This is a genomic window from Gordonia hongkongensis (assembly GCF_023078355.1).
GTDB classification, from domain to species: Bacteria; Actinomycetota; Actinomycetes; order Mycobacteriales; family Mycobacteriaceae; genus Gordonia; species Gordonia hongkongensis.
In genome coordinates, this window is sequence record NZ_CP095552.1 from 3,467,044 (window position 1) to 3,487,046 (window position 20,003).

Annotated in this window: 17 protein-coding genes and 2 pseudogenes; 6 read left to right on the plus strand and 13 right to left on the minus strand. The window is 68.6% G+C overall.

Annotated elements, in window-relative coordinates; genetic code table 11:
- Window positions 1-43: 43 nt before the first annotated feature.
- From MVF96_RS15715 to hrcA, 12 genes and pseudogenes are all read right to left on the minus strand, one after another.
- Window positions 44-1,903: a pyruvate kinase gene (locus MVF96_RS15715; RefSeq protein WP_247449646.1), complete on the minus strand. Its 1,860-nt coding sequence runs from the start codon at window positions 1,901-1,903 to the stop codon at window positions 44-46.
- A gap of 55 nt (window positions 1,904-1,958) precedes the next feature.
- Window positions 1,959-2,177: pseudogene (locus MVF96_RS15720) on the minus strand (YhgE/Pip domain-containing protein); the annotation flags it as partial.
- Window positions 2,168-3,673 (minus strand): YhgE/Pip domain-containing protein, encoded by a 1,506-nt coding sequence (locus tag MVF96_RS15725; RefSeq protein WP_247449650.1) that lies wholly within the window; start codon window positions 3,671-3,673, stop codon window positions 2,168-2,170. The pseudogene MVF96_RS15720 and the gene MVF96_RS15725, both read right to left, overlap by 10 nt.
- Window positions 3,674-3,729: 56 nt before the next feature.
- The gene (gene era, locus MVF96_RS15730; protein ID WP_165629857.1) at window positions 3,730-4,641 is read right to left on the minus strand and encodes a GTPase Era; all 912 of its coding nucleotides are present in this window, start codon (window positions 4,639-4,641) and stop codon (window positions 3,730-3,732) included.
- Window positions 4,634-4,978, minus strand: coding sequence for a cytidine/deoxycytidylate deaminase family protein (locus tag MVF96_RS15735; RefSeq protein ID WP_078112894.1), 345 nt, complete (start codon window positions 4,976-4,978; stop codon window positions 4,634-4,636). The genes era and MVF96_RS15735 overlap by 8 nt, the downstream gene beginning before the upstream one ends.
- Window positions 4,975-6,399 carry a hemolysin family protein gene (locus MVF96_RS15740; protein WP_247449652.1) on the minus strand — a complete coding sequence of 475 codons (1,425 nt, stop codon included), beginning with the start codon at window positions 6,397-6,399 and terminating at the stop codon, window positions 4,975-4,977. Before MVF96_RS15740 ends, MVF96_RS15735 begins: the two co-directional genes overlap by 4 nt.
- Window positions 6,396-6,998 carry an rRNA maturation RNase YbeY gene (ybeY, locus tag MVF96_RS15745; protein ID WP_055475477.1) on the minus strand — a complete coding sequence of 201 codons (603 nt, stop codon included), beginning with the start codon at window positions 6,996-6,998 and terminating at the stop codon, window positions 6,396-6,398. Before ybeY ends, MVF96_RS15740 begins: the two co-directional genes overlap by 4 nt.
- Entirely contained in the window at window positions 6,995-8,077 is a 1,083-nt protein-coding gene (locus MVF96_RS15750) for a PhoH family protein (RefSeq protein WP_055475523.1), read from the minus strand. The genes ybeY and MVF96_RS15750 overlap by 4 nt, the downstream gene beginning before the upstream one ends.
- A gap of 138 nt (window positions 8,078-8,215) precedes the next feature.
- Window positions 8,216-8,995 carry an alpha/beta hydrolase family protein gene (locus MVF96_RS15755; RefSeq protein ID WP_247449654.1) on the minus strand — a complete coding sequence of 260 codons (780 nt, stop codon included), beginning with the start codon at window positions 8,993-8,995 and terminating at the stop codon, window positions 8,216-8,218.
- On the minus strand, window positions 8,992-9,741 hold the full coding sequence (locus tag MVF96_RS15760) for a 16S rRNA (uracil(1498)-N(3))-methyltransferase (RefSeq protein ID WP_159371946.1): 750 nt from the start codon (window positions 9,739-9,741) through the stop codon (window positions 8,992-8,994). Before MVF96_RS15760 ends, MVF96_RS15755 begins: the two co-directional genes overlap by 4 nt.
- Window positions 9,742-9,804: 63 nt before the next feature.
- Window positions 9,805-10,974 carry a molecular chaperone DnaJ gene (gene dnaJ / locus MVF96_RS15765; protein WP_165629853.1) on the minus strand — a complete coding sequence of 390 codons (1,170 nt, stop codon included), beginning with the start codon at window positions 10,972-10,974 and terminating at the stop codon, window positions 9,805-9,807.
- Between the two features lie 166 nt (window positions 10,975-11,140).
- The gene (gene hrcA, locus MVF96_RS15770; protein WP_055475525.1) at window positions 11,141-12,175 is read right to left on the minus strand and encodes a heat-inducible transcriptional repressor HrcA; all 1,035 of its coding nucleotides are present in this window, start codon (window positions 12,173-12,175) and stop codon (window positions 11,141-11,143) included.
- Between the two features lie 162 nt (window positions 12,176-12,337).
- Here hrcA and MVF96_RS15775 point away from each other — a divergent pair, with 162 nt between their 5' ends.
- Window positions 12,338-12,796 (plus strand): type II toxin-antitoxin system VapB family antitoxin, encoded by a 459-nt coding sequence (locus MVF96_RS15775; RefSeq protein ID WP_055475480.1) that lies wholly within the window; start codon window positions 12,338-12,340, stop codon window positions 12,794-12,796.
- Between the two features lie 19 nt (window positions 12,797-12,815).
- Here MVF96_RS15775 and hemW read toward each other — a convergent pair.
- A pseudogene (hemW, locus tag MVF96_RS15780) lies at window positions 12,816-14,013 on the minus strand (radical SAM family heme chaperone HemW).
- 368 nt (window positions 14,014-14,381) lie between these two features.
- Between hemW and MVF96_RS15785 the strand changes: the two are divergent.
- From MVF96_RS15785 to MVF96_RS15805, 5 genes are read left to right on the plus strand one after another with little or no spacing between them, the layout of a single operon-like run.
- A complete protein-coding gene (locus MVF96_RS15785) occupies window positions 14,382-16,145 on the plus strand; it encodes a nitrite/sulfite reductase (RefSeq protein WP_055475482.1) in 1,764 nt (587 codons plus the stop codon).
- Entirely contained in the window at window positions 16,142-16,921 is a 780-nt protein-coding gene (locus MVF96_RS15790; protein ID WP_055475483.1) for a phosphoadenylyl-sulfate reductase, read from the plus strand. The genes MVF96_RS15785 and MVF96_RS15790 overlap by 4 nt, the downstream gene beginning before the upstream one ends.
- On the plus strand, window positions 16,903-17,892 hold the full coding sequence (gene cysD, locus MVF96_RS15795) for a sulfate adenylyltransferase subunit CysD (RefSeq protein ID WP_189340120.1): 990 nt from the start codon (window positions 16,903-16,905) through the stop codon (window positions 17,890-17,892). The genes MVF96_RS15790 and cysD overlap by 19 nt, the downstream gene beginning before the upstream one ends.
- Window positions 17,892-19,187: a sulfate adenylyltransferase subunit 1 gene (locus tag MVF96_RS15800; RefSeq protein ID WP_247449656.1), complete on the plus strand. Its 1,296-nt coding sequence runs from the start codon at window positions 17,892-17,894 to the stop codon at window positions 19,185-19,187. Before cysD ends, MVF96_RS15800 begins: the two co-directional genes overlap by 1 nt.
- A complete protein-coding gene (locus MVF96_RS15805) occupies window positions 19,184-19,921 on the plus strand; it encodes a sirohydrochlorin chelatase (protein ID WP_247449658.1) in 738 nt (245 codons plus the stop codon). The genes MVF96_RS15800 and MVF96_RS15805 overlap by 4 nt, the downstream gene beginning before the upstream one ends.
- Window positions 19,922-20,003: the final 82 nt, after the last annotated feature.

Below are 20,003 nucleotides of genomic sequence, written 5' to 3' on the forward strand. Positions count from 1 at the left end.
CCCACCGGGTACCGACACGACGTGCCCCGACATGCCCGCCGGCCTACCCCGGATCGATGTCGAACGAGGTCAGCGGCCGCAGCAGCGAGCGCTTCTTCTCGACATGACCACCCATCCGGTCGAGGATCGACGTCAGCGCCTCGATGGCCTCGACGATATAAGGCCCCTTGTTCAGCATCACGCCCTCCGCGCGCCGGCTCATCGCGGCGTCGGTGACCTCGGCCCGGGACGGCACGCCCTTCTTGGCCAGTCCGTCGAGCACCTGTGTCGCCCAGATGACGGGGACATGCGCGGCCTCGCACAGCCAGAGGATCTCCTCCTGCACTTCGGCGAGCCGGCCGAACCCGACCTCGACGGCCAGGTCGCCGCGAGCGATCATGACCCCGACCGCGTCCCAGCGCATCGCCTCGAGCAGCATCTGCGGGAGCGACCCGAAGGCCGCCCTGGTCTCGATCTTCAGCACGATGCCCACATCGGACGCACCGCGACGGTTCAGTTCGTCGATGAGGTCGGCCACATCCTCCGGGGAACGGACGAACGAGCAGTTCACCATGTCGGCATGTACCGCGACGAACTCGAGGTCATCGCGGTCCGACGCGGTGAGCGCCGGGATGTGCAGCGTCGTGTCCGGGAGGTTGATGCCCTTCTCGGCACGGAGTTTCGTCCCACCCGGCGCGGCACGCTCGACGTCGACCACGATCTCGTCGTCGAGCTTCTCCCTCACTCGCCCGGCGATCTTGCCGTCGTCGAACAACACCCGATGGCCCGCCTCGACGTCGTCGAAGGCGTCCCCGAGCTCGCATCCGATCCGATGCGGCCCGGTCCGGGTCGCCGGTGTCGGCGTGAGGTCGCGCTGTAGCCGGATCTCGTCACCGGTGCGCACGAGCAGATGCTGACGCTTCTCGGGCAGATCGTCGACGACGATCGGAGCGGCGTCGGCAGAGCCCGACAACCCGATCGGCGTACCCGTCTCGTAGTAGACGGTGCGATCGCATTCGACGTCGATCCCCGCCTCGGACACCGCGACCACCTCGAGTCGCCGTCGGCGACCACGAGCGTCCCGTAGGCGCAACCGGTCTCCCTGCACGACGTCGACGAGTGCGCGTACCGGGATGACCGCGTCGATGCCGTCGGGCAGGCGTGCGCCGGGATCGAACGGTGCGGCACTGAGCCGCACCCGCGACCGCCGTTCGACGGTGCCATCGTCGGCGCGGACCGGTTTGACCTTGATCACCTTCGGTCCCGGTTCGAGCGGGCCGGTGCGCAACTTCGGACCGGCGAGATCCATCGCCACCCGCACCCGGCCGGGTAGAGCACGCACCGACTCGATCATCCGCGCCCACTCGGCCGGGCCGTCGTGTGCGCAGTTCACCCGCGCGACGTCCATTCCGGCGGCACCCATGGCGCGGACGAGGTCGGGGTCGTCGGCGGCCTGGGTCGGCATCGTGACCATCACACGGGTGGCCCGCTCGCCGTGCTCGTCACCGGGTCCGTCGACGATGGCGTCATCGCCGCCACCGGGATGCACGCGCCCGAGGAGCCGGTCGCGATTACGCGTCAGGGTCCGCACCCCGCCCGCGAGGTCACCCCAGATCGGATGCCGGGTGCGACCCTCGGCCAAGGCGTCCACCGTTTCGATCACCGTCTCGATCCACGAATAGACGATCGACTCCATCCGGCCGAGACTCGACAGTCCGTGCGCGGACATCGACTCCTGCAGCGGACGCAGATCGCGGCGTCGCACCGCGACGTAGTGCACGAGGTTGCGGGCGCTGTCCCGGTGCTGGTCGGCGACGGCGGCGATGAGCGATTCGGCCTGCACCTCGGCGCGGTCGAGGTCGTCGCGCAGTTCGTGCAGGGCCGAGGACAATTCGGGGATCGACATGACGACGGGGGTACCCATCCGGCCACCGTGTCAGACCCAGGTGAACGGTCGGGGCGAGGCGGCGCCGCCCGTGTCAGCCGGCGTTGACGATCTTGTCCAGCTTCGGCGGCAGCGTCATCCCACCCGGGTATCGGTGCCAGCCCTTGCGGTCGTAGAACTTGGTGCCGAGCAGACCGAGGAGCACGCCGACGAGCAAGCCGATGAAGCACTGGATGATCGATCGGCCCAACCCCGCCGACAGGTCGGCGTCGAAGTACAGGACAGCACGCACGCCGAGGTAGATCACGTGCAGAGAGAGAGAGAGAGAGAGAGAGAGAGAGAGAGAGAGAGAGAGAGAGAGAGAGAGAGAGAGAGAGAGAGAGAGAGAGAGAGAGAGAGAGAGAGAGAGAGAGAGAGAGAGAGAGAGAGAGAGAGAGAGAGAGAGAGAGAGAGAGAGAGAGAGAGAGAGAGAGAGAGAGAGAGAGAGAGAGAGAGAGAGAGAGAGAGAGAGAGAGAGAGAGAGAGAGAGAGAGAGAGAGAGAGAGAGAGAGAGAGAGAGAGAGAGAGAGAGAGAGAGAGAGAGAGAGAGAGAGAGAGAGAGAGAGAGAGAGAGATCGGCTCGATCGCGGCGATCCACTCGAAGAGGCGCGGACTCGCCTCCAGCGGTAGCGTCCCGCCCGACGACGGCAGGCCGAACACCACGAAGAAGAGCAGATTGAACAGCAGACCGGGGTTGCCGAACACCGCCATCATCGCGCTCGCGCTCACGCCGACGGCGAAGATGCCGAGGACCGAGAGCATCCAGAGCACGAAGCCGTTCGGGATCGACGTCCCGACCATCGCGCCGACGGCGATGAACAGGGTCGAGAGCACCACTGCGACCAGGAACATGATCGTCCACTTCGCCGCGAGCGTCGCCCACCGGCTGATCGCGAGCCGCTCGCGCAGCTGATAGAACGGCCCGTACTCGATGGGGGTCTGGCCGAGCATGCCGTCGACCACGATGCTGACCATCATCGCCCCGGTGAAGCCGGCGAGGACGAGCAGCAGGGTCAGATAGAACGCTGACAATCCGTTGCCCGCACCCTCGGGAAGCGGGGTCGGCTCGGACACCTCGACGGCCACCGGGGTCGCGAGCGCGACCTGCGCCGCGCCGGTGAAGGTGATGTCGTTGCGCTCGAGCTGGGTACGGACCTGTTCGGTCAGCTGCGCGCCCACCTGCTCGTTGACCCGTTCACGGACCTGATCGGCGAGGGTGGTGGTGATCGACGACGCGAACGCCCCGGAGCCCCGGTTGATGAAGATGTCGATGGTCGGTTTCGCCGGTTCGGCGGTGAGGACCGTCGACCGGCCCAGTGCGACCGCCCGATTCGTGAAATTGGACCCGACGACGATGACGCCGTACACCTTGCCGCTGTTGAGTTCGGACAGCGCGGTCGAGCGGTCGGTGCGGGTCACGACGATCCCATTCTGCGCCGCCGAGGAGATGATGCCCTCGGCGACCTGGTCGCCGAAGTTCTGCGGCGTGGACTGTCCGTCTGCGTTCTGCACCTCACCACCCGCGTCCTCCTGCACCAGGGCGACGGGGAAGTCGTGAAGGTGACGCTGCGGGTCGACGACCGCCGCCATGTACAGCGCGGCCATCAGCGAGAACATCACCGCGACGAGAGCCAACGGTGCCAGCCAGAAACGCGGCGATCCGAGGACGCCGGCGATGGTGCGACCGGTCGGCTGGTCGGTGTCGGGCGCCTCATGCGCTCCGCGGCCGGAATCGTCCCCCGGCTGTTGTGGCGATTCGTGCGTTCCCATCGGCGTACCTCCCCGCAGGCTGCCCCTGCCGGCGCCGGGCCGTCAGGAACACGCTGCTAGAAACCCAATCGACGCAACTGCTTGGGGTCGCGTTGCCAGTCCTTGGCGACCTTCACGTGCAGATCCAGGTACACCTTGGTGCCCAGCAGCCGCTCGATCTGTGCGCGGGCAACTGTACCGACCTCCTTCAGACGCGCGCCCTTGCGGCCGATGATGATGCCCTTCTGGCTGTCGCGTTCGACGAACAGCACGGCGTGGACGTCGACCATCGGCGGTAGGTCGGGGTCGCGGTCCTCACGATCGATGACCTCTTCGATGACGACGGCCAGCGAGTGCGGCAGCTCGTCGTGCACCCCCTCGAGCGCGGCCTCGCGGATGAACTCCGCCATCAGCACCTGTTCGGGTTCGTCGGTGAGTTCGCCGTCCGGGTAGAACGCGGGGCCTTCCTCCATGAGGCTCACGAGCACGTCGGACAGCACGTCGAGCTGCTTGCCCGACTTCGCCGACACCGGAACCACTTCCGAGTCCGGCCCGAGTACCTCCGACAGCGCGAGCAGCTGTTTGGCCACCTGCTCCGGCCCGACCCGGTCGATCTTGGTGACCACCCCGACGATCGTCGTGCGCGGCGCCATCTCGCGGACCTGCGAGATGATCCACCGGTCACCCGGACCGATGGCCTCGTCGGCCGGTATGCAGACTCCGATCACGTCGACCTCGGAGTAGGTGTCGCGGACGAGGTCGTTCAGGCGCTGACCCAGCAGGGTGCGCGGTCGGTGCAGGCCCGGGGTGTCGACGAGGATCAGCTGGGCGTCGGGCCGGTTGACGATCCCGCGGATGGTGTGGCGGGTGGTCTGCGGACGATTCGAGGTGATCGCGATCTTCTCGCCGACCAGGGCGTTGGTGAGCGTGGATTTGCCGGTGTTGGGCCTGCCCACGAAACAGACGAAGCCCGAACGGAACTCAGGCATCCGCGCGCCCCAGCCGCTGCTGAGGACGACCCGCGGTGTCGGTGAGGACCGCATAGGCCTCCGGGCTCAGCTCGTGCAGGGTGTCCAGGCCCGGGTCGCCGGCGTCACCGTTGACGACGACCGCCGCCTCGAAGGAGCGGGCGCCGCTCGAGATCGCCGACGCCACCGCGACCTGGAGTCCGGTGAGGGTCAGCGAGCGGGTCCGCACGTCGGCCCCGGCGTAGGTGCGACCGTCGCCGTCCCGGACCGCCGCGCCCGAGGGCGACTCGGCGCGCGCCAGCGCACCTCGGGCGAGCACCACGAGCTTGCGATCCTCGTCGGAGAGGGTCTCGGTCACTGGTTCATCCTTGCTCTCGACTCGCCTGCGCGCTCCTGGCCGGCGGTGTCCGTGTCCTGGTCGTCGTGGGCGTTGCCCGTGGTGCGCTCGGCACGTCCCTGCGATCGACTCGACTGCCCGCCGTGCTCGTCGCGTCGGGAATCCTCGTCCGCGTCGGGGACCCGGGTGACCAGCACCGTGATGATGCGTTGGCGCCCTTGGCGATTGGGCCCACCCTCGGCCACCAGCTGCAGCCCGTGCGACTCCACCCGGGCGCCGGGCAGTGGCACCCGCCCCAGTTCCAGACCGACGAGTCCGCCGACCGTCTCGACCTCTTCCTCGGCGATCTCGACGCCGAACAGCTCGCCGAGATCCTCCACCGGCAGTCGTGCCGACACCCGGTACGACCCGTCGCCCAGGTCTTCGACCGGTGCGAGCTCGTCGATGTCGTACTCGTCGGTGATCTCGCCGACGATCTCCTCCAGCACGTCCTCGATGGTCACCAGCCCGGCGATGCCGCCGTACTCGTCGACGAGCATCGCCATGTGGTTGCGCTCGCGCTGCATGTCGGCGAGGACCCGGTCCAGTGGCTTGGAGTCGGGGATGAACTCGGCCTCGCGCATCACGTCGACCACGCGGAGGGTCGTGGGATCGATCCGCTGGGCGACCGTGCGCGCCACCAGATCCTTGAGGTACACGATGCCCAGGACGTCGTCGGTGTTCTCCCCGATCACCGGGATCCGCGAATGTCCGGACCGCGTCGCGAGACTCGTGGCCTGCAGCGCGGTCTTGTCGGCCTCGATCCACACCATCTCCGGGCGCGGGACCATCACCTCGCGGGCACTGGTGTCGCCGAGGTCGAAGACCGACTGGATCATCCGGCGCTCGTCGGCCGCGACGACGCCCGAGGCCTCGGCGAGGTCGACGACCTCGCGCAACTCGACCTCGGTGGCGAACGGACCGTTGCGGAACCCGCGACCCGGGGTGAGGGCGTTGCCGATCAGGATCAACAGCCGGGTCAGCGGTTTGAGCAGCACGCCGAGCGCGAACAACAGGTACGACGACGACAGCGCGATCGTGTACGCGTGCTGCCGGCCGAGGGTGCGGGGGCCGACGCCGACGGCGACGTACGAGACGACCGTCATGGCGGCGATGGCCACCGCCAGTCCCCCGCCGACGCCGATCAGCTGCGTCGCGGCGACCGCGACGAGCGCGACCGCCGCGGCCTCGCACACGACTCGGAGCAGCACCACGAGGCCGACATAGGTCGCACGCGCCTCGAGGATGCCCGCCAGGCGGCGCGCACCGGCCCGCCCTTCCCGGACCATGTCGTCGACCCGGGCGTTCGACACCGTCGACACCGCGGTGTCGACGGCCGCGAAGACGCCGCCCACCACGATCAACACAACTGCCGCCACGATGAACCAGTAGTCGGAGGTCACCCTCGGTCCTCCTCGGACCGCGACTGCTCGGGCACCGACTGGGCACCGGGGGTCGGTGAATCTCCCTCGGCTCCGGTGAACCCGATGTTGGACAGCAGCCGGGAATCGCGGTCGGTCTGTCGTTGCTCCTGGGCGCGACGGTGACGGTCGGCGTAGAACGCGTCGAGGATGCGGTTCTGCAGTCCGAACATCTCGCGCTCCTCCTCCGGCTCGGCATGGTCGTAGCCGAGGAGGTGGAGCACTCCGTGGATGGTCAGCATGGCGAGCTCGTGCTCGAAGGACCGCTTGGCCTCGCGCGCCTGTTTCCGGGCGAAGTCCGGGCACAGCACGATGTCCCCGAGAATCGCCGGGCCCGGGTCGGTCGCATCCGGCCGGCCGCCGGGCACCAGTTCGTCCATCGGGAAACTCATGACATCGGTCGGGCCCGGCAGGTCCATCCACTGGACGTGCATGTCGGCCATGGTGTCCTCGTCGACACACAGCACCGACAGCAACGCGGCCGGGTTCACGTCCATCGCGGTGACCGCGAAACGCGCGGCGTCGATGATCAACTCGGCCGGGACCTCGACCCCGGATTCGTTGGCCAGTTCGATGCTCATGAGCGACGACCCTGCGCCGCTGCCCGGCGTGCGGCGCGATTGCCGCCGATCGCCGTGTTGGGCAGACCCCGCTGCGCCTCCTCGGCCCGCCCGTAGGCGTCGACGATGTCGGCGACCAGGCGGTGCCGGACCACGTCCTGGCTGGTGAGGCGGGCGAAGTGGATGTCGTCGATGCCCTCGAGGATCTCCGACGCGGCGAGGAGACCGCTGCGGGCGCCGCCGGGCAGGTCCACCTGCGTTACGTCACCGGTCACGACGACCTTGGAACCGAAACCGAGGCGCGTGAGGAACATCTTCATCTGCTCGCTCGTGGTGTTCTGCGCCTCGTCGAGGATGATGAACGCGTCGTTCAGGGTGCGGCCGCGCATGTAGGCCAGCGGCGCGACCTCGATGACCCCGGCCGCCATCAGCTTCGGGATCGCGTCGGGGTCCATCATGTCGTGCAGCGCGTCGTACAGCGGGCGCAGGTACGGGTCGATCTTCTCGCTCAGCGTGCCCGGCAGGAAGCCGAGACGTTCGCCGGCCTCGACCGCCGGCCGCGTCAGGATGATGCGGTTGACCGACTTCGACTGCAGCGCCTGCACGGCCTTGGCCATGGCCAGATAGGTCTTGCCGGTGCCGGCCGGGCCCAGTCCGAAGACGATGGTGTGCTCGTCGATCGCGTCGACATAGTGCTTCTGGTTGAGTGTCTTGGGCCGAATCGTCTTGCCGCGGCGCGACAGGATGTCCAGTGACAGCACGTCGGCGGGCGATTCCTCGGTGCCGTCGGACAGCATCGAGACGCTGTGCCGGACGAGATCTGGTGTCAGCGGGGTTCCGCGCCCGACGAGGTCGACGAGTTCGGCGATGACGCGCTCGGACGCGGCTACCTCGGCGGGTTCACCGGTCAATGTCACCTGGTTGCCGCGGACGTGGATGTCGGCGGGCAGGAGCTGCTCGAGGGTACGCAGGTTGACGTCACTAGCGCCGAGCAGCCCGAACACGACTCCGGGAGAGACTTCGACAGTGGATGTGACCCCAGACCGGCGCGGCTGCGTACGGCTGGATTGCCCGCTCTGGTCGGGGTTGTCGTCACTCACGTATGAAATCACTCCTGGTGTTCTGGTCCGGATGGATGTTCGGTTCTGGATGCGGCGCCCCCGGACGACGCGGTCGCGGCGGCAGGGGTGTGGTCAGTGTATCGCGGTGCAACAGCCGATCAGCAGGCAATATTTCCGTCAGATCCCGAGCACGCGGATCGTCTGTCGCGTGCCGACGCTGCGCGGGTCGACGAAGGCGTCGTGCCCCTCACCGGGGACGACGATGAGTTCGGCGGACTGTCCGCGTGCGATCGCGGCGTCGACGTACCGGCGGCTGGACTCGACCGGGATCAGATCATCGGCGTCGCCGTGGATCGCGACGACGTGGGCGTCGACCACCGGTGCCAGCAGTGGTGAGGCGTCGGAGTAGCGGCGCGGCGACTCGCTGAACGGCCGACCCATGAACGCCCGCACCGACTCCCGGTCCGCTGCGCCGACGGTGTCGAGCACGGCCGCCTGGGCGATCACGGTGGTGATGGTGGCCGTGGCGGTCCGGGCTCCGAGCTGACCGACGGCCCAGACCGCGAGCTGACCACCCGCGGAATGCCCGACGACCGCGGTCGAGGCGAAGTCGACAGCGCCGGGCGGGAGCAGGTCGCGGACGGGACCGTCCAGGGCACCGAGCGCGTCGAGGACATCCCGGCCGGTATTCGGCCACCCGCCGCCCTCTTCACCCACCCGGCGGTACTCGATGTTCCACACCGCCGCCCCGCGTTCGGCGAGCATCCGGGCGATCGCGGTCTGGGTCGTCGACCCGAACTCGACAGACCAGGACCCGCCGTGGACAAGCACCACGAGCCGCGTCGGCGTCGCGGCGTCGAGCCACTCGGAAGGCACGTACAGGTGCCCGAATTGGGAAGGCGCAGAGCCGTATTCGATCTTGGTCCGACGCACCGAACGGCGTCCGACGACGCTCATCGGGCCCACCGGCGGGTGAGCACCCCGATCGCGCCGAGGGCCACCGCGGCGGCCGTCGACGTACGCAACACCTCGGGGCCGAGCACGACCGAGTTCGCACCGAGCGCGGTCAGGTCGGCGACCTCGCCGGCGTCGAGTCCGCCCTCGGGCCCGACCACGAGCAGGATCTCGGTGGCGTCGGCGAGGGGTAGCCGGGCCAGGGGTTGCGCGGCTTCCTCGTGCAGGACGGCGACGACCCCTCCCCGCGCCACGGCGTCCGCGCAGCGGGCCCGGACGTCGATGGTGGTCGCGAGGTCGGTGATCTCCGGAATCCATGGTCGACGGCTCTGTTTGGCAGCTGCCGAGGCCGCGGCCCGCCACTTGGCCACGCCCTTGTCCGCCTTGCCCGTCCACCGCGACACGCACCGCAGCGCCTGCCACGGCACGATGACGTCGGCGCCGGCCTCGGTGGCGAGGTCGACCGCGAGCTCGGACCGCTCCGACTTCGGGAGCGCCTGCACCACGGTCACCTGCGGGGTCGGGCGAGCCTCGAACGCGAGGTCGTGGACGGTCGCCACCAGTGTGTCCTTGGCGGTGATCTCCCGGATCTCGCAACCGCCGACCGAGCCGGCGCCGTCGCCGACGAGGATCCGTTCGCCGACGCCCAGCCGGGCGACGGTGACCGCGTGACGACCCTCGGCGCCGCTCAGGATCAGGTCAGCGCCGGGCGCGGGCACGGAGTCCGCCCAGAACAGCGGTGGACTCACCGCGTACCCGCCGTCCCGAACGCGCACATCCACTCGGAGATCGCCGCCGCGGACACCAGGTGCCTATTTCCCGGCGAACGCGTTGCGCAGCCGCGAGAAGAGGCCGCCGGGCGCCGCGGCCGCCGAGGTGTTGACGACCTCGATCTCGTCGGCGGCGATCTTGCGGTACTTCTTCAGTGCTTCGGTCTGCGCCGCATCGAGTCTGGTCGGTACGACGACGTCGAGGTGGACGTGCATGGTGCCGCGCACACCGGAACTGACGTGCGGCATGCCCTGCCCGCGCAGCTTCACGATCTGGCCCGGCTGCGTGCCGGGCGCGACCGTCACGGTGACCGGATCGCCGAGAATCGTCTCCACCTCGAACTCGGCACCGAGCGCGGCGTCGGCCATCGGGACCTTGACGGTGCAGTGCAGGTCGTCCTTGTCGCGCAGGAACACCTCGTGCGGCCGTTCGGCGACCTCGACGTACAAATCGCCGGCCGGGCCGCCGCCGAGACCCACCTCACCCTGCCCGGTGAGGCGGACACGCATGCCGTTCTCGATCCCGGCGGGGATGCGCACGGTCATCGTGCGCCGCGAGCGGTAGCGTCCGTCGCCGCCGCACTTGTGGCAGGGGTCGGGGATGACCTCGCCGACGCCGTGGCAGGTCGGGCACTCGCGCACGGTCATGACCTGCCCGAGGAAGGAACGCTGCACCGACTGGATCTCCCCGGCGCCCTTGCAGATGTCGCAGGTGACCGGCTTGCTGTCGCCGTTGGTTCCCGAGCCGGTACACACGTCGCAGAGGATCGCGGTGTCGACGGTGATCTCTTTGGCGACACCCTTGGCGCACTCGGCGAGATCCAGGGTCACGTTCACCAGTGCCGGCTCACCCGGCTGGACACGGGACTTGGGTCCGCGGCCCGAGCCGAAGCCCCCGCCACCGCCGCCGAAGGCACCGCCGTTGCCGAAGAACGCCTCGAAGACGTCGCCGAATCCCCCGCCGCCGCCACCGAAACCGCCGAAGCCGCCCGCACCGGCGCCGGCCAGCGGATCACCGCCGGCGTCGACGATGCGACGCTTCTCCGGATCGGTCAGCACCTCGTAGGCGGTGCTGACCTCTTTGAACTCGTCTTCGTTGCCCGGGTTGACGTCGGGGTGCAGCTCCCGCGCCTTCTTGCGGTAGGCGCGCTTGAGCTCCTGATCACTGGCGCCCTTCGCCACTCCCAGGATTGCGTAGTAGTCACGTGCCACGGTTGTAGTGATCCTTCGGTCTCAGTTGGTGCCTGGCGGCGGGTGCTCTCACGATCGCGCGACGCGCGGGTGGACCGGCCGTCCCCGTCGTCGTCCCGGCTCGGTGTCGCGAGCGGCCGCCGTCGACGCTGCGGTATGCCCGACAGCGATCATGGAAAAACAGCGATCATCGTTCGGCGAGCACCTCGCCGATGTACTTGGCAACGGCCGCCACCGAGGCGATGGTTCCCGGATAGTCCATCCGTGTGGGGCCGAGCACACCGACGCCGCCGAACACGGTTCCCGAAGCACCGTACCCTGTCGACACGACCGAGGTGCCACGCAGGTTCTCGGTCCGGGTCTCCTCGCCGATCTGCACCGTGACCTGGCCCATGTCCTGGGTTGTCGCCAAGATCTTGAGCACCACCACCTGCTCCTCGAGCGCCTCGAGAACGGTGTCCATCCCGCCGACGACGGGGGTGAAGTCGGCCGCCGACCGCGCGAGGTTCGACGTGCCGCCGAGCACCAGCCGGTCGTCACCGCGTTCGACGAGGGTCTCCACCAGCACGGTGGCGATGTTGAGGACCGCTCCGCGCAGATCCTCAGGCGCGGAATTGGCGAGCTCGGCCACCGCGGCCGACGCGGCTTCGAGGCGTTTGCCGTGCAGTGCGGCCGAGAACAGATCGCGCAACCGGGCGATCTCGTCCTCATCGTGGTCTTCGCTCAGCGCCACCATGCGCTGTTCGACCCGGCCGTTGTCGACGATGACGACCAGCAGCAGGCGCGACGGAGACAGGGTGACGACCTCGAGGTGACGCACGGTCGCCGCCGACAAGACCGGGTACTGGATGACCGCGACCTGTCTCGTCAGCTGGGCAAGGAGCCGCACCGAGCGCCGGAGCACGTCGTCGAGGTCGACGCCGGAGTCGAGCACCGAGAGGATCGCCCGGCGCTCGGCGGCCGACAGCGGCTTGATCTCGCTGATCCGATCGACGAACATCCGGTAGCCCTTGTCGGTGGGCACCCGGCCGGAGCTGGTGTGCGGCTGGGTGATGTATCCCTCTGCCTCCAGGACCGCCATGTCGTTGCGGACGGTGGCACTCGACACCCCCAGCTGGTGTCGCTCCACGAGCGCCTTCGAACCGATCGGTTCCTGCGTGTCGACGTAGTCGGTCACGATCGCACGCAAGATCTCGAAGCGACGATCATCGGTGGTAGACACGCGGCACACCTCCTGACTCGGGTCCCTGCCATACAGTTGGGTGCGTTCCATAGTACGAAATGGGATCGCGATCACCGTGCCACGGCGTGGTGTCGCGCACTGACCGTCGACGCGTCGTCGCAGATCAGCAATCGTCGAGGCACGGGCGTCGGAGGAGTTCGCATGATCTTCAAGGGGGTGCGGGAGGGCAAGCCCTATCCCGACCACGGGCTGTCGACGCGTGGCTGGGCCAAGATCCCGCCGCGGCAACTCCGGCTCGACCAGCTGACGCCGATCACCAAGGTCCTCGCCTTGGACAAGCTCCTCAGCGAGGACTCCACCTTCTACGGCGACCTGTTCGCCCACGTCGTGCGGTGGGAGGGCGAGCTCTATCTGGAGGACGGCCTGCATCGCGCCGTCCGGTCGGCATTGCGCAACCGCCACATCATCCACGCCCGCACCCTCGACCTCGACGCCCTGGACCTGTCCGACGCGGCCAAACCCCTCGACGAGCAACTCCAAGACACCGCCGAGATCCCGGCGCGCCGGCCCCCGACCACGCCCGACGGCCCCGGTGCGCATCGGCGCGGTGCGCGATCGACGGGCTGGACGAGTCCGCCTCGCCCCGATCAGAGCTGGTAGGCCGACAACCGGCCCCGCGTCAGCCCCAGAGCACGCGGCGGATCACGCCGTCGGCCAGCAACCGACCCGCGTCGGTGAGCACGTAGGCGTCGTCGGCCGCGGTGAGCAGTCCGGCGGCCCGGAGCTGTTCGGCATGCGCGGTCTCGGCGTCGTCGAGGAGGTCGCGCGGCAGTCCGCTGCGGCACCGGGTGGTCAGCATGACGGCCTCGAGGTGCCGGTCCTCGGGGGTCAGCTGTTCTGCCGAAGCGATCGGCAAGACCCCGTCCGCCAGCGACTTCGCATAGCGCGCAGGATGTTTGGCGTTCAGCCAGCGCACGCCGGCGACGTGGGAATGCGCCCCCGGACCGATGCCCCACCAGTCGTTGCTGTGCCAGTAGGCGATGTTGTGACGACACACCGACTTCTCGCCGCGCGCCCAGTTCGACACCTCGTACCAGTCGAGTCCGTCCGCACGCAGACGACGGTCGAGGATCTGATAGCGGTCGGCGAGGACGTCGTCGTCGGGTGCTGGCATCTCCCCGCGCCGGATGCGGCGGGCGAGCGCGGTGCCGTCCTCGACGATCAGCGCGTAGGCCGACACATGGTCGACCCCGGCGTCGAGCACCGCATCAACGGTGGCGTGCAGGTCGGCGTCGGTCTCGCCGGGCGTGCCAGATCAGGTCGAGGTTGACGTGGTCGAACCCGGCCGCTCGTGCCTCCCTGGCGGCCGCAACCGCCCGACCCGGGGTGTGCGTGCGATCGAGCAGCCGGAGCACGTGTGCGGCGGCCGACTGCATGCCGAGCGAGATGCGGGTGAAACCGGCGGAGCGGAGGTCGTCGAAGAACTCCGGCGAGGTCGACTCCGGATTCGACTCGGTGGTGATCTCGACGTCGTCGGACAGGTCGAAGTGGACCCGGACGGCGTCGAGGAGTCGTGTGAGGCCGTCGCCGCCGAGCAGCGACGGCGTGCCCCCGCCGACGAAGATCGTCGAGACCGGCCGGCCGGGGGCCAGCATCCGCGACGCCGCCTCGAGTTCGCGGGCGACCGCGTGCTGCCACGATTCCGGCGACGACGACGAACCGAGTTCGCCCGCCGTATAGGTGTTGAAGTCGCAGTACCCACACCGGGTCGCGCAGAACGGGACGTGCAGGTACAGCGCGAGTGGTACGTCCGTGTCGACCTCGCGGCACGCAGCGGCGACCAGGTCGGCTGCGATGGTGGTGGTGTCGACGTTCACCGTTCCATGATGCCGATCGCGGCGACGTGGACGGAAATCGTCGCCCAGATCGGGAACAGCGCAGTACTCGACGGCGTTGTGCGGCGCAGGCAGGCGTGGAGGCCGGCCTGGTTTCCATCATCATGATGGAAAATAACCCCAAGTAGACGAGCCGATAGGGAGCGTGGCACTATGGACCGCGTGATTTTCCCCGGGGTGTGGCTCGCAGCTCGACGCCACATTGATCTCAAGCGCGTCAACAGCGCTTTCTGTCGCATCTAGCGACGTCTCGGCCCCGATTTGTCCCCGATTCCCTGGGGATGCCGGCACGTTTCAGCCCGTAACTCGTGCAACGAACGCCGGCCCTGTGCGCCGGCACAGGAGAGTTCATGACGTCCACCACCGACGCCCCCGCCGCTTCCGGTCCGGGTGCACCGAACGACGCTGCCGCTGCAGAGCCGGCCGCCGCGAAGCCCGCGCGCCCGGCCCGCAAGGCTCGTCCGACCAAGCGCCGCGCCGAGGGTCAGTGGAAGCTCGGTTATCGCGAGCCGCTGAACCCCAACGAGCAGGTCAAGAAGGACGACAACCCGCTCAACGTGCGTGCGCGCATCGAGAACATCTATTCCAAGCAGGGTTTCGACTCGATCGACAAACAGGACCTGCGCGGCCGGATGCGCTGGTGGGGTCTCTACACCCAGCGCGCCGAGGGTTACGACGGCACCTGGACCGGCGACGAGAACATCGACATCCTCGAGGACAGCCACTTCATGATGCGGGTGCGCTGCGACGGCGGTGCGCTCAACGTTGCTCAGCTGCGCACCCTCGGTGAGATCTCCACCGAGTTCGCCCGCGACACCGCCGACCTCTCCGACCGGGAGAACGTCCAGTACCACTGGATCCGCATCGAGGACGTCCCGACCATCTGGGAGCGCCTCGAGGGCGTGGGGCTGCAGACCACCGAGGCCTGCGGCGACTGCCCCCGCGTCGTGCTGGGTTCGCCTCTCGCCGGCGAGTCCCTCGACGAGGTCCTCGACCCTACCCCGGCCATCGACGAAATCGTCCGCCGCTACATCGGCGACCCGAAGTACTCGAACCTGCCGCGCAAGTTCAAGACCGCGATCTCGGGCCAGCAGGACGTGGTCCACGAGATCAACGACGTCGCGTTCGTCGGCGTCGTGCATCCCGAGCACGGCCCCGGACTGGACCTCTGGGTCGGCGGCGGATTGTCCACCAACCCGATGCTCGCCCAGCGCGTCGGCGCCTGGGTGCCGCTCGACGAGGTGCCCGACGTCTGGGAGGCCGTGGTCTCGATCTTCCGCGACTACGGGTACCGGCGTCTGCGCGCCAAGGCGCGGCTGAAGTTCCTCATCAAGGACTGGGGCATCGAGAAGTTCCGCCAGGTGCTCGAGGACGAATACCTGGGGCGCAAGCTGATCGACGGCCCGGCGCCGGAAAAGCCGGAGCGTCCGATCGACCACATCGGTGTGCAGAAGCTGAGCAACGGACTCAACGCGATCGGCTTCTCCCCCATCGCCGGTCGCGTCTCGGGCACGATCCTGACCAAGACCGCCGACGCGGTCGCCGCGGCCGGTTCCGACCGTGTGCGCTTCACCCCGTACCAGAAGCTGATCGTCCTCGACGTCCCCGACGACAAGGTCGAGTGGCTGATCGACGAGCTCAAGCCGCTCGGCCTGCACGGCCGGCCCACGCGGTGGCGCCGGAACCTGCTGGCGTGCAGCGGCATCGAGTTCTGCAAGCTGTCGTTCACCGAGACCCGCAAGCGCTCGCAGGTCCTCGCCCCGGAACTGGACGAGCGGCTGGCCGACATCAACGCGAAGCTCGACGTGCCGATCACGGTGAACATCAACGGCTGCCCCAACTCCTGCGGACGGTCGCAGATCGCCGACATCGGCTTCAAGGGACAGCTCGTCGAGGACGCCGACGGCAACCAGACCGACGGCTTCCAGGTCCACCTCGGCGGCAGCCTGGGCCTGGACTCGGGTTTCGGTCGCAAGTTGCGCCAGCACAAGGTGCTGGGTACCGAACTGGGCGACTACATCGAGCGCGTGGTCCGCAACTTCGTCGACCAACGCGAAGAGGGTGAACGGTTCGCGCAGTGGGCCGTTCGTGCCGATGAGGAGGCGCTGCGATGACCATCGAGACCACCACCCGTACGGGCCGGCGCTTCAGCGAGGACCAGCTGCGGGACATCGCCGAGAAGGGTGCTGCGGACCTCGGTTCCGACGCCACCCCGGAGGAATTGATCCGCTGGACCGCGCAGACCTTCGGCACCAACTTCGTCGTCGCGTCGAACATGCAGGACGCGGCCCTGGTCGACCTCGCCGTGAAGAACATCGACCGTGAGTTGCTCGACGGCGACCCGGTCAAGGTGCTCTTCCTCGACACCGGATACCACTTCGCCGAGACCATCGGCACCCGCGACGCCGTCGAGCAGGTGTATAACCATTCTGCCCCTCGCTTCGCTCGACCGGGCGTGGAGATGGTGAACCTGACCCCCGAGCACAGCGTCGCCGAGCAGGACGAACTGTTGGGCCGCAACCTCTTCGCCCGCGACCCGGGCGAATGCTGCCGACTGCGGAAAGTCGTGCCGCTCAAGGCCGGACTCGCCGGGTACGACGCGTGGATCACGGGCATCCGTCGTGTGGAGGCACCGACTCGGGCCAACGCGCCGCTCATCTCCTTCGACGAGGGCTTCGGACTGGTAAAGATCAACCCGATCGCGGCCTGGTCCGACGAGACGATGCAGGACTACATCGACACCAACGGCGTGCTGGTGAATCCGCTCGTCGACGAGGGATATCCCTCGATCGGGTGCGCACCGTGCACCGCCAAACCCGAACCCGGATCCGATCCGCGCAGCGGCCGCTGGGCCGGTCGCGCCAAGACAGAATGTGGGCTGCACGCATGACCGTGACCGAAACACCGTCCGTTCCGGCGACGAGCGGCGCCGCCGCTGCCCAGACGAGCGGCGCCGCCGCGGAGGCCGACGAGTTCACCACACTCGACGCCCTGGAGTCCGAGGCGATCCACATCTTCCGCGAGGTCGCGGGAGAGTTCGAGCGGCCGGTGATCCTGTTCTCCGGCGGCAAGGACTCCACCGTGCTCCTGCACGTCGCGCTCAAGGCGTTCTGGCCTGCGCCCCTGCCCTTCTCGCTGCTGCACGTCGACACCGGGCACAACCTGCCCGAGGTCCTCGAGTTCCGTGACCAGGTCGTGGAACGGCACAACCTGCGGCTGCACGTGGCCAGGGTGGAGGACTACCTCGCGGACGGCCGGCTCACCGAGCGCCCCGACGGGGTCCGCAACCCGCTGCAGACCATCCCCCTGCTCGACGCGATCACCGAGAACCGTTTCGACGCGGTGTTCGGCGGCGGTCGGCGCGACGAGGAGCGGTCGCGCGCCAAGGAGCGGATCTTCTCGCTGCGCAACGCCTTCGGCCAGTGGGACCCGAAGCGACAGCGCCCCGAGCTGTGGAACCTCTACAACGGCCGCCACGCCCCGGGTGAGCACGTGCGGGTGTTCCCGCTGTCGAACTGGACCGAGCTCGACATCTGGCGCTACATCGCTCGCGAGCAGGTGCTCCTCCCGTCGATCTACTACGCCCATGAGCGCGAGGTCTACCAGCGCGACGGCATGTGGATGACCTCGGGAGTCTGGGGCGGTCCCCGCGAAGGCGAAGAGGTGCAGCGACTCTCGGTGCGCTACCGCACCGTCGGCGACGGCTCCTCGACCGGCGCGGTCCTCTCCGACGCCACGGACAACGAGGCCGTGCTCGCCGAGGTCGCCGCGTCGCGGCTGACCGAGCGTGGCGCCACCCGTGGCGACGACCGGGTCTCCGAGGCCGCCATGGAAGACCGTAAGCGCGAAGGATATTTCTGATGAAGCACGCTCCTGATCTCCTCCGCATCGCGACCGCGGGCAGCGTCGACGACGGTAAGTCCACGCTCGTGGGCCGCCTGCTGTACGACACGAAATCCGTTCTGGCCGACCAGATCGACGCGGTCACGAAGGCGTCGGTGGACCGCGGTCTCGACACCCCGGACCTGTCGCTGCTCGTCGACGGGCTGCGCGCCGAGCGCGAACAGGGCATCACCATCGATGTCGCCTACCGCTACTTCGCCACCCCCGCGCGCTCGTTCGTGCTCGCCGACACCCCCGGGCACGTCCAGTACACCCGCAACACGGTGTCGGGTGCGTCGACTGCGCAACTGGTGATCCTGCTCGTCGACGCCCGCACCGGCGTCGTCGCCCAGACCCGCCGCCACGCCGCGGTGATGGCACTGCTCGGCGTGCCCCAGCTGGTGCTCGCGGTCAACAAGATCGACCTCGTCACCGATCAGGCGTCGGTGTTCGCCGAGATCTCCGCTGAATTCGCCGATCTCACCCGGTCGCTGGGTTGGTCCGCCGAGCAGGTCACCGCGATCCCGGTGTCGGCGCTGCACGGCGACAACGTGGCGCACCGCTCGGAGACCACCTCCTTCTACGACGGGCCGACACTCATCGAGCATCTCGAGACCGTGCCCAATCTGTTGGAGCGCAACGACGTCGGCCTGCGGTTCCCGGTCCAGTACGTCATCCGTCCCCGCACACCGGAACACCCCGACTACCGCGGTTACGCGGGTCAGATCGCCGCCGGTCGGGTCTCCGTCGGCGACGAGGTGGTCGTCCTGCCGTCGGGGCAGCGGACCACCGTCAGCAAGATCGACACCGCCGACGGCGAATTGCCCACCGCGCACACCGGACGCAGTGTCACGATCCTGCTGGCAGACGACGTCGATATCTCGCGCGGTGACCTCATCGCCGCCGCCGCTGACGCCCCGGAACCGTTGCAGCAGTTCAGCGCAACGGTCTGCTGGCTCGCCGAGAAGCCCCTGCGCCCGGGCGCTCGCCTGCTCCTCAAGCACGGCACCAAGACCACCCAGGCGATCGTCGGCGCCCTCGACGCGCTGTTCGACGAGCAGAACCTCGCCCTGATGGAGGCTCCGGAATCGGTGGAACTCAACCAGATCGTGCGTATCTCGGTGCAGACCGCCGAGCCGATCCCGGCCGACGACTACCAGGTCAACCGGGAGTCGGGCAGCTTCCTGCTCATCGACCCGCAGGGCGGGAACACGCTGGCCGCAGGCCTCGTGGGCGACGCCTTGGCGCCGCTCCATCTCAAAGAGTTGGTGTGACACCGACTCTCGTCCTCGCCGCACACGGCAGTCGCGATCCGCGCTTCGGCGCGACCGCGCGCCGTGTGCGGAACGCCGTCGCGTCGAGCCTGCCCGGTGTCGAGGTGGTGCTCTCCTATCTCGACCTCGACGAGCCACTCGTGGGCGACGTTCTCGGACAGCTCGACGGGGCGCATTCGACGCACCACGGTCCGGTCGTCGTACCGATGCTGCTGTCGGCGGGGTACCACCACAAGATCGACCTACCGTCGATCATCGCGTCGCGACGACCGACCGCCCGGCAGACCGACGTCATGGGGACCCGGTCGTTGGCCGGGGCACTGGCGGACCGTCTGATCGAGGCCGGCCTCGGCCCGCACGACGGTGTGATCCTGTCCGCGGTCGGGTCCCCCGACCCGGCCGCCGATCGTTCGGTGCGCCTACGGGCGATCGAACTGTCGACACGGCTCCACCGTCCGGTCGAGGTGGTCTTCGCGACCAAGCTGGGGCCGCACGATCGCGCCGTCGTCTCGGCCGTGCGCCGACTCCGCGCCGGCGGTGCCCGACGTATCGCGGTGAGTCCGTACTTCCTGTCGGCCGGACTGCTCACCGAGCGGGTCGAGTCGGCTCTCGACGCCCTGGTCGACGACACCCTCGTCGCCGGTCCCCTCGGCACCCATCCGGACGTCATCGAGGCGATCGGGTCGCTCTACCGCACGGCGGCGGATCAGCGAGTGGTGCCCGCCGGACACTGAGCCGTCCGCTCCTCCCGCTCCCTGATCCGAAAGAACGACATAGCCATTGCTCCCTGAGGAGCGCCCAGAGCTTGCGGAGGGC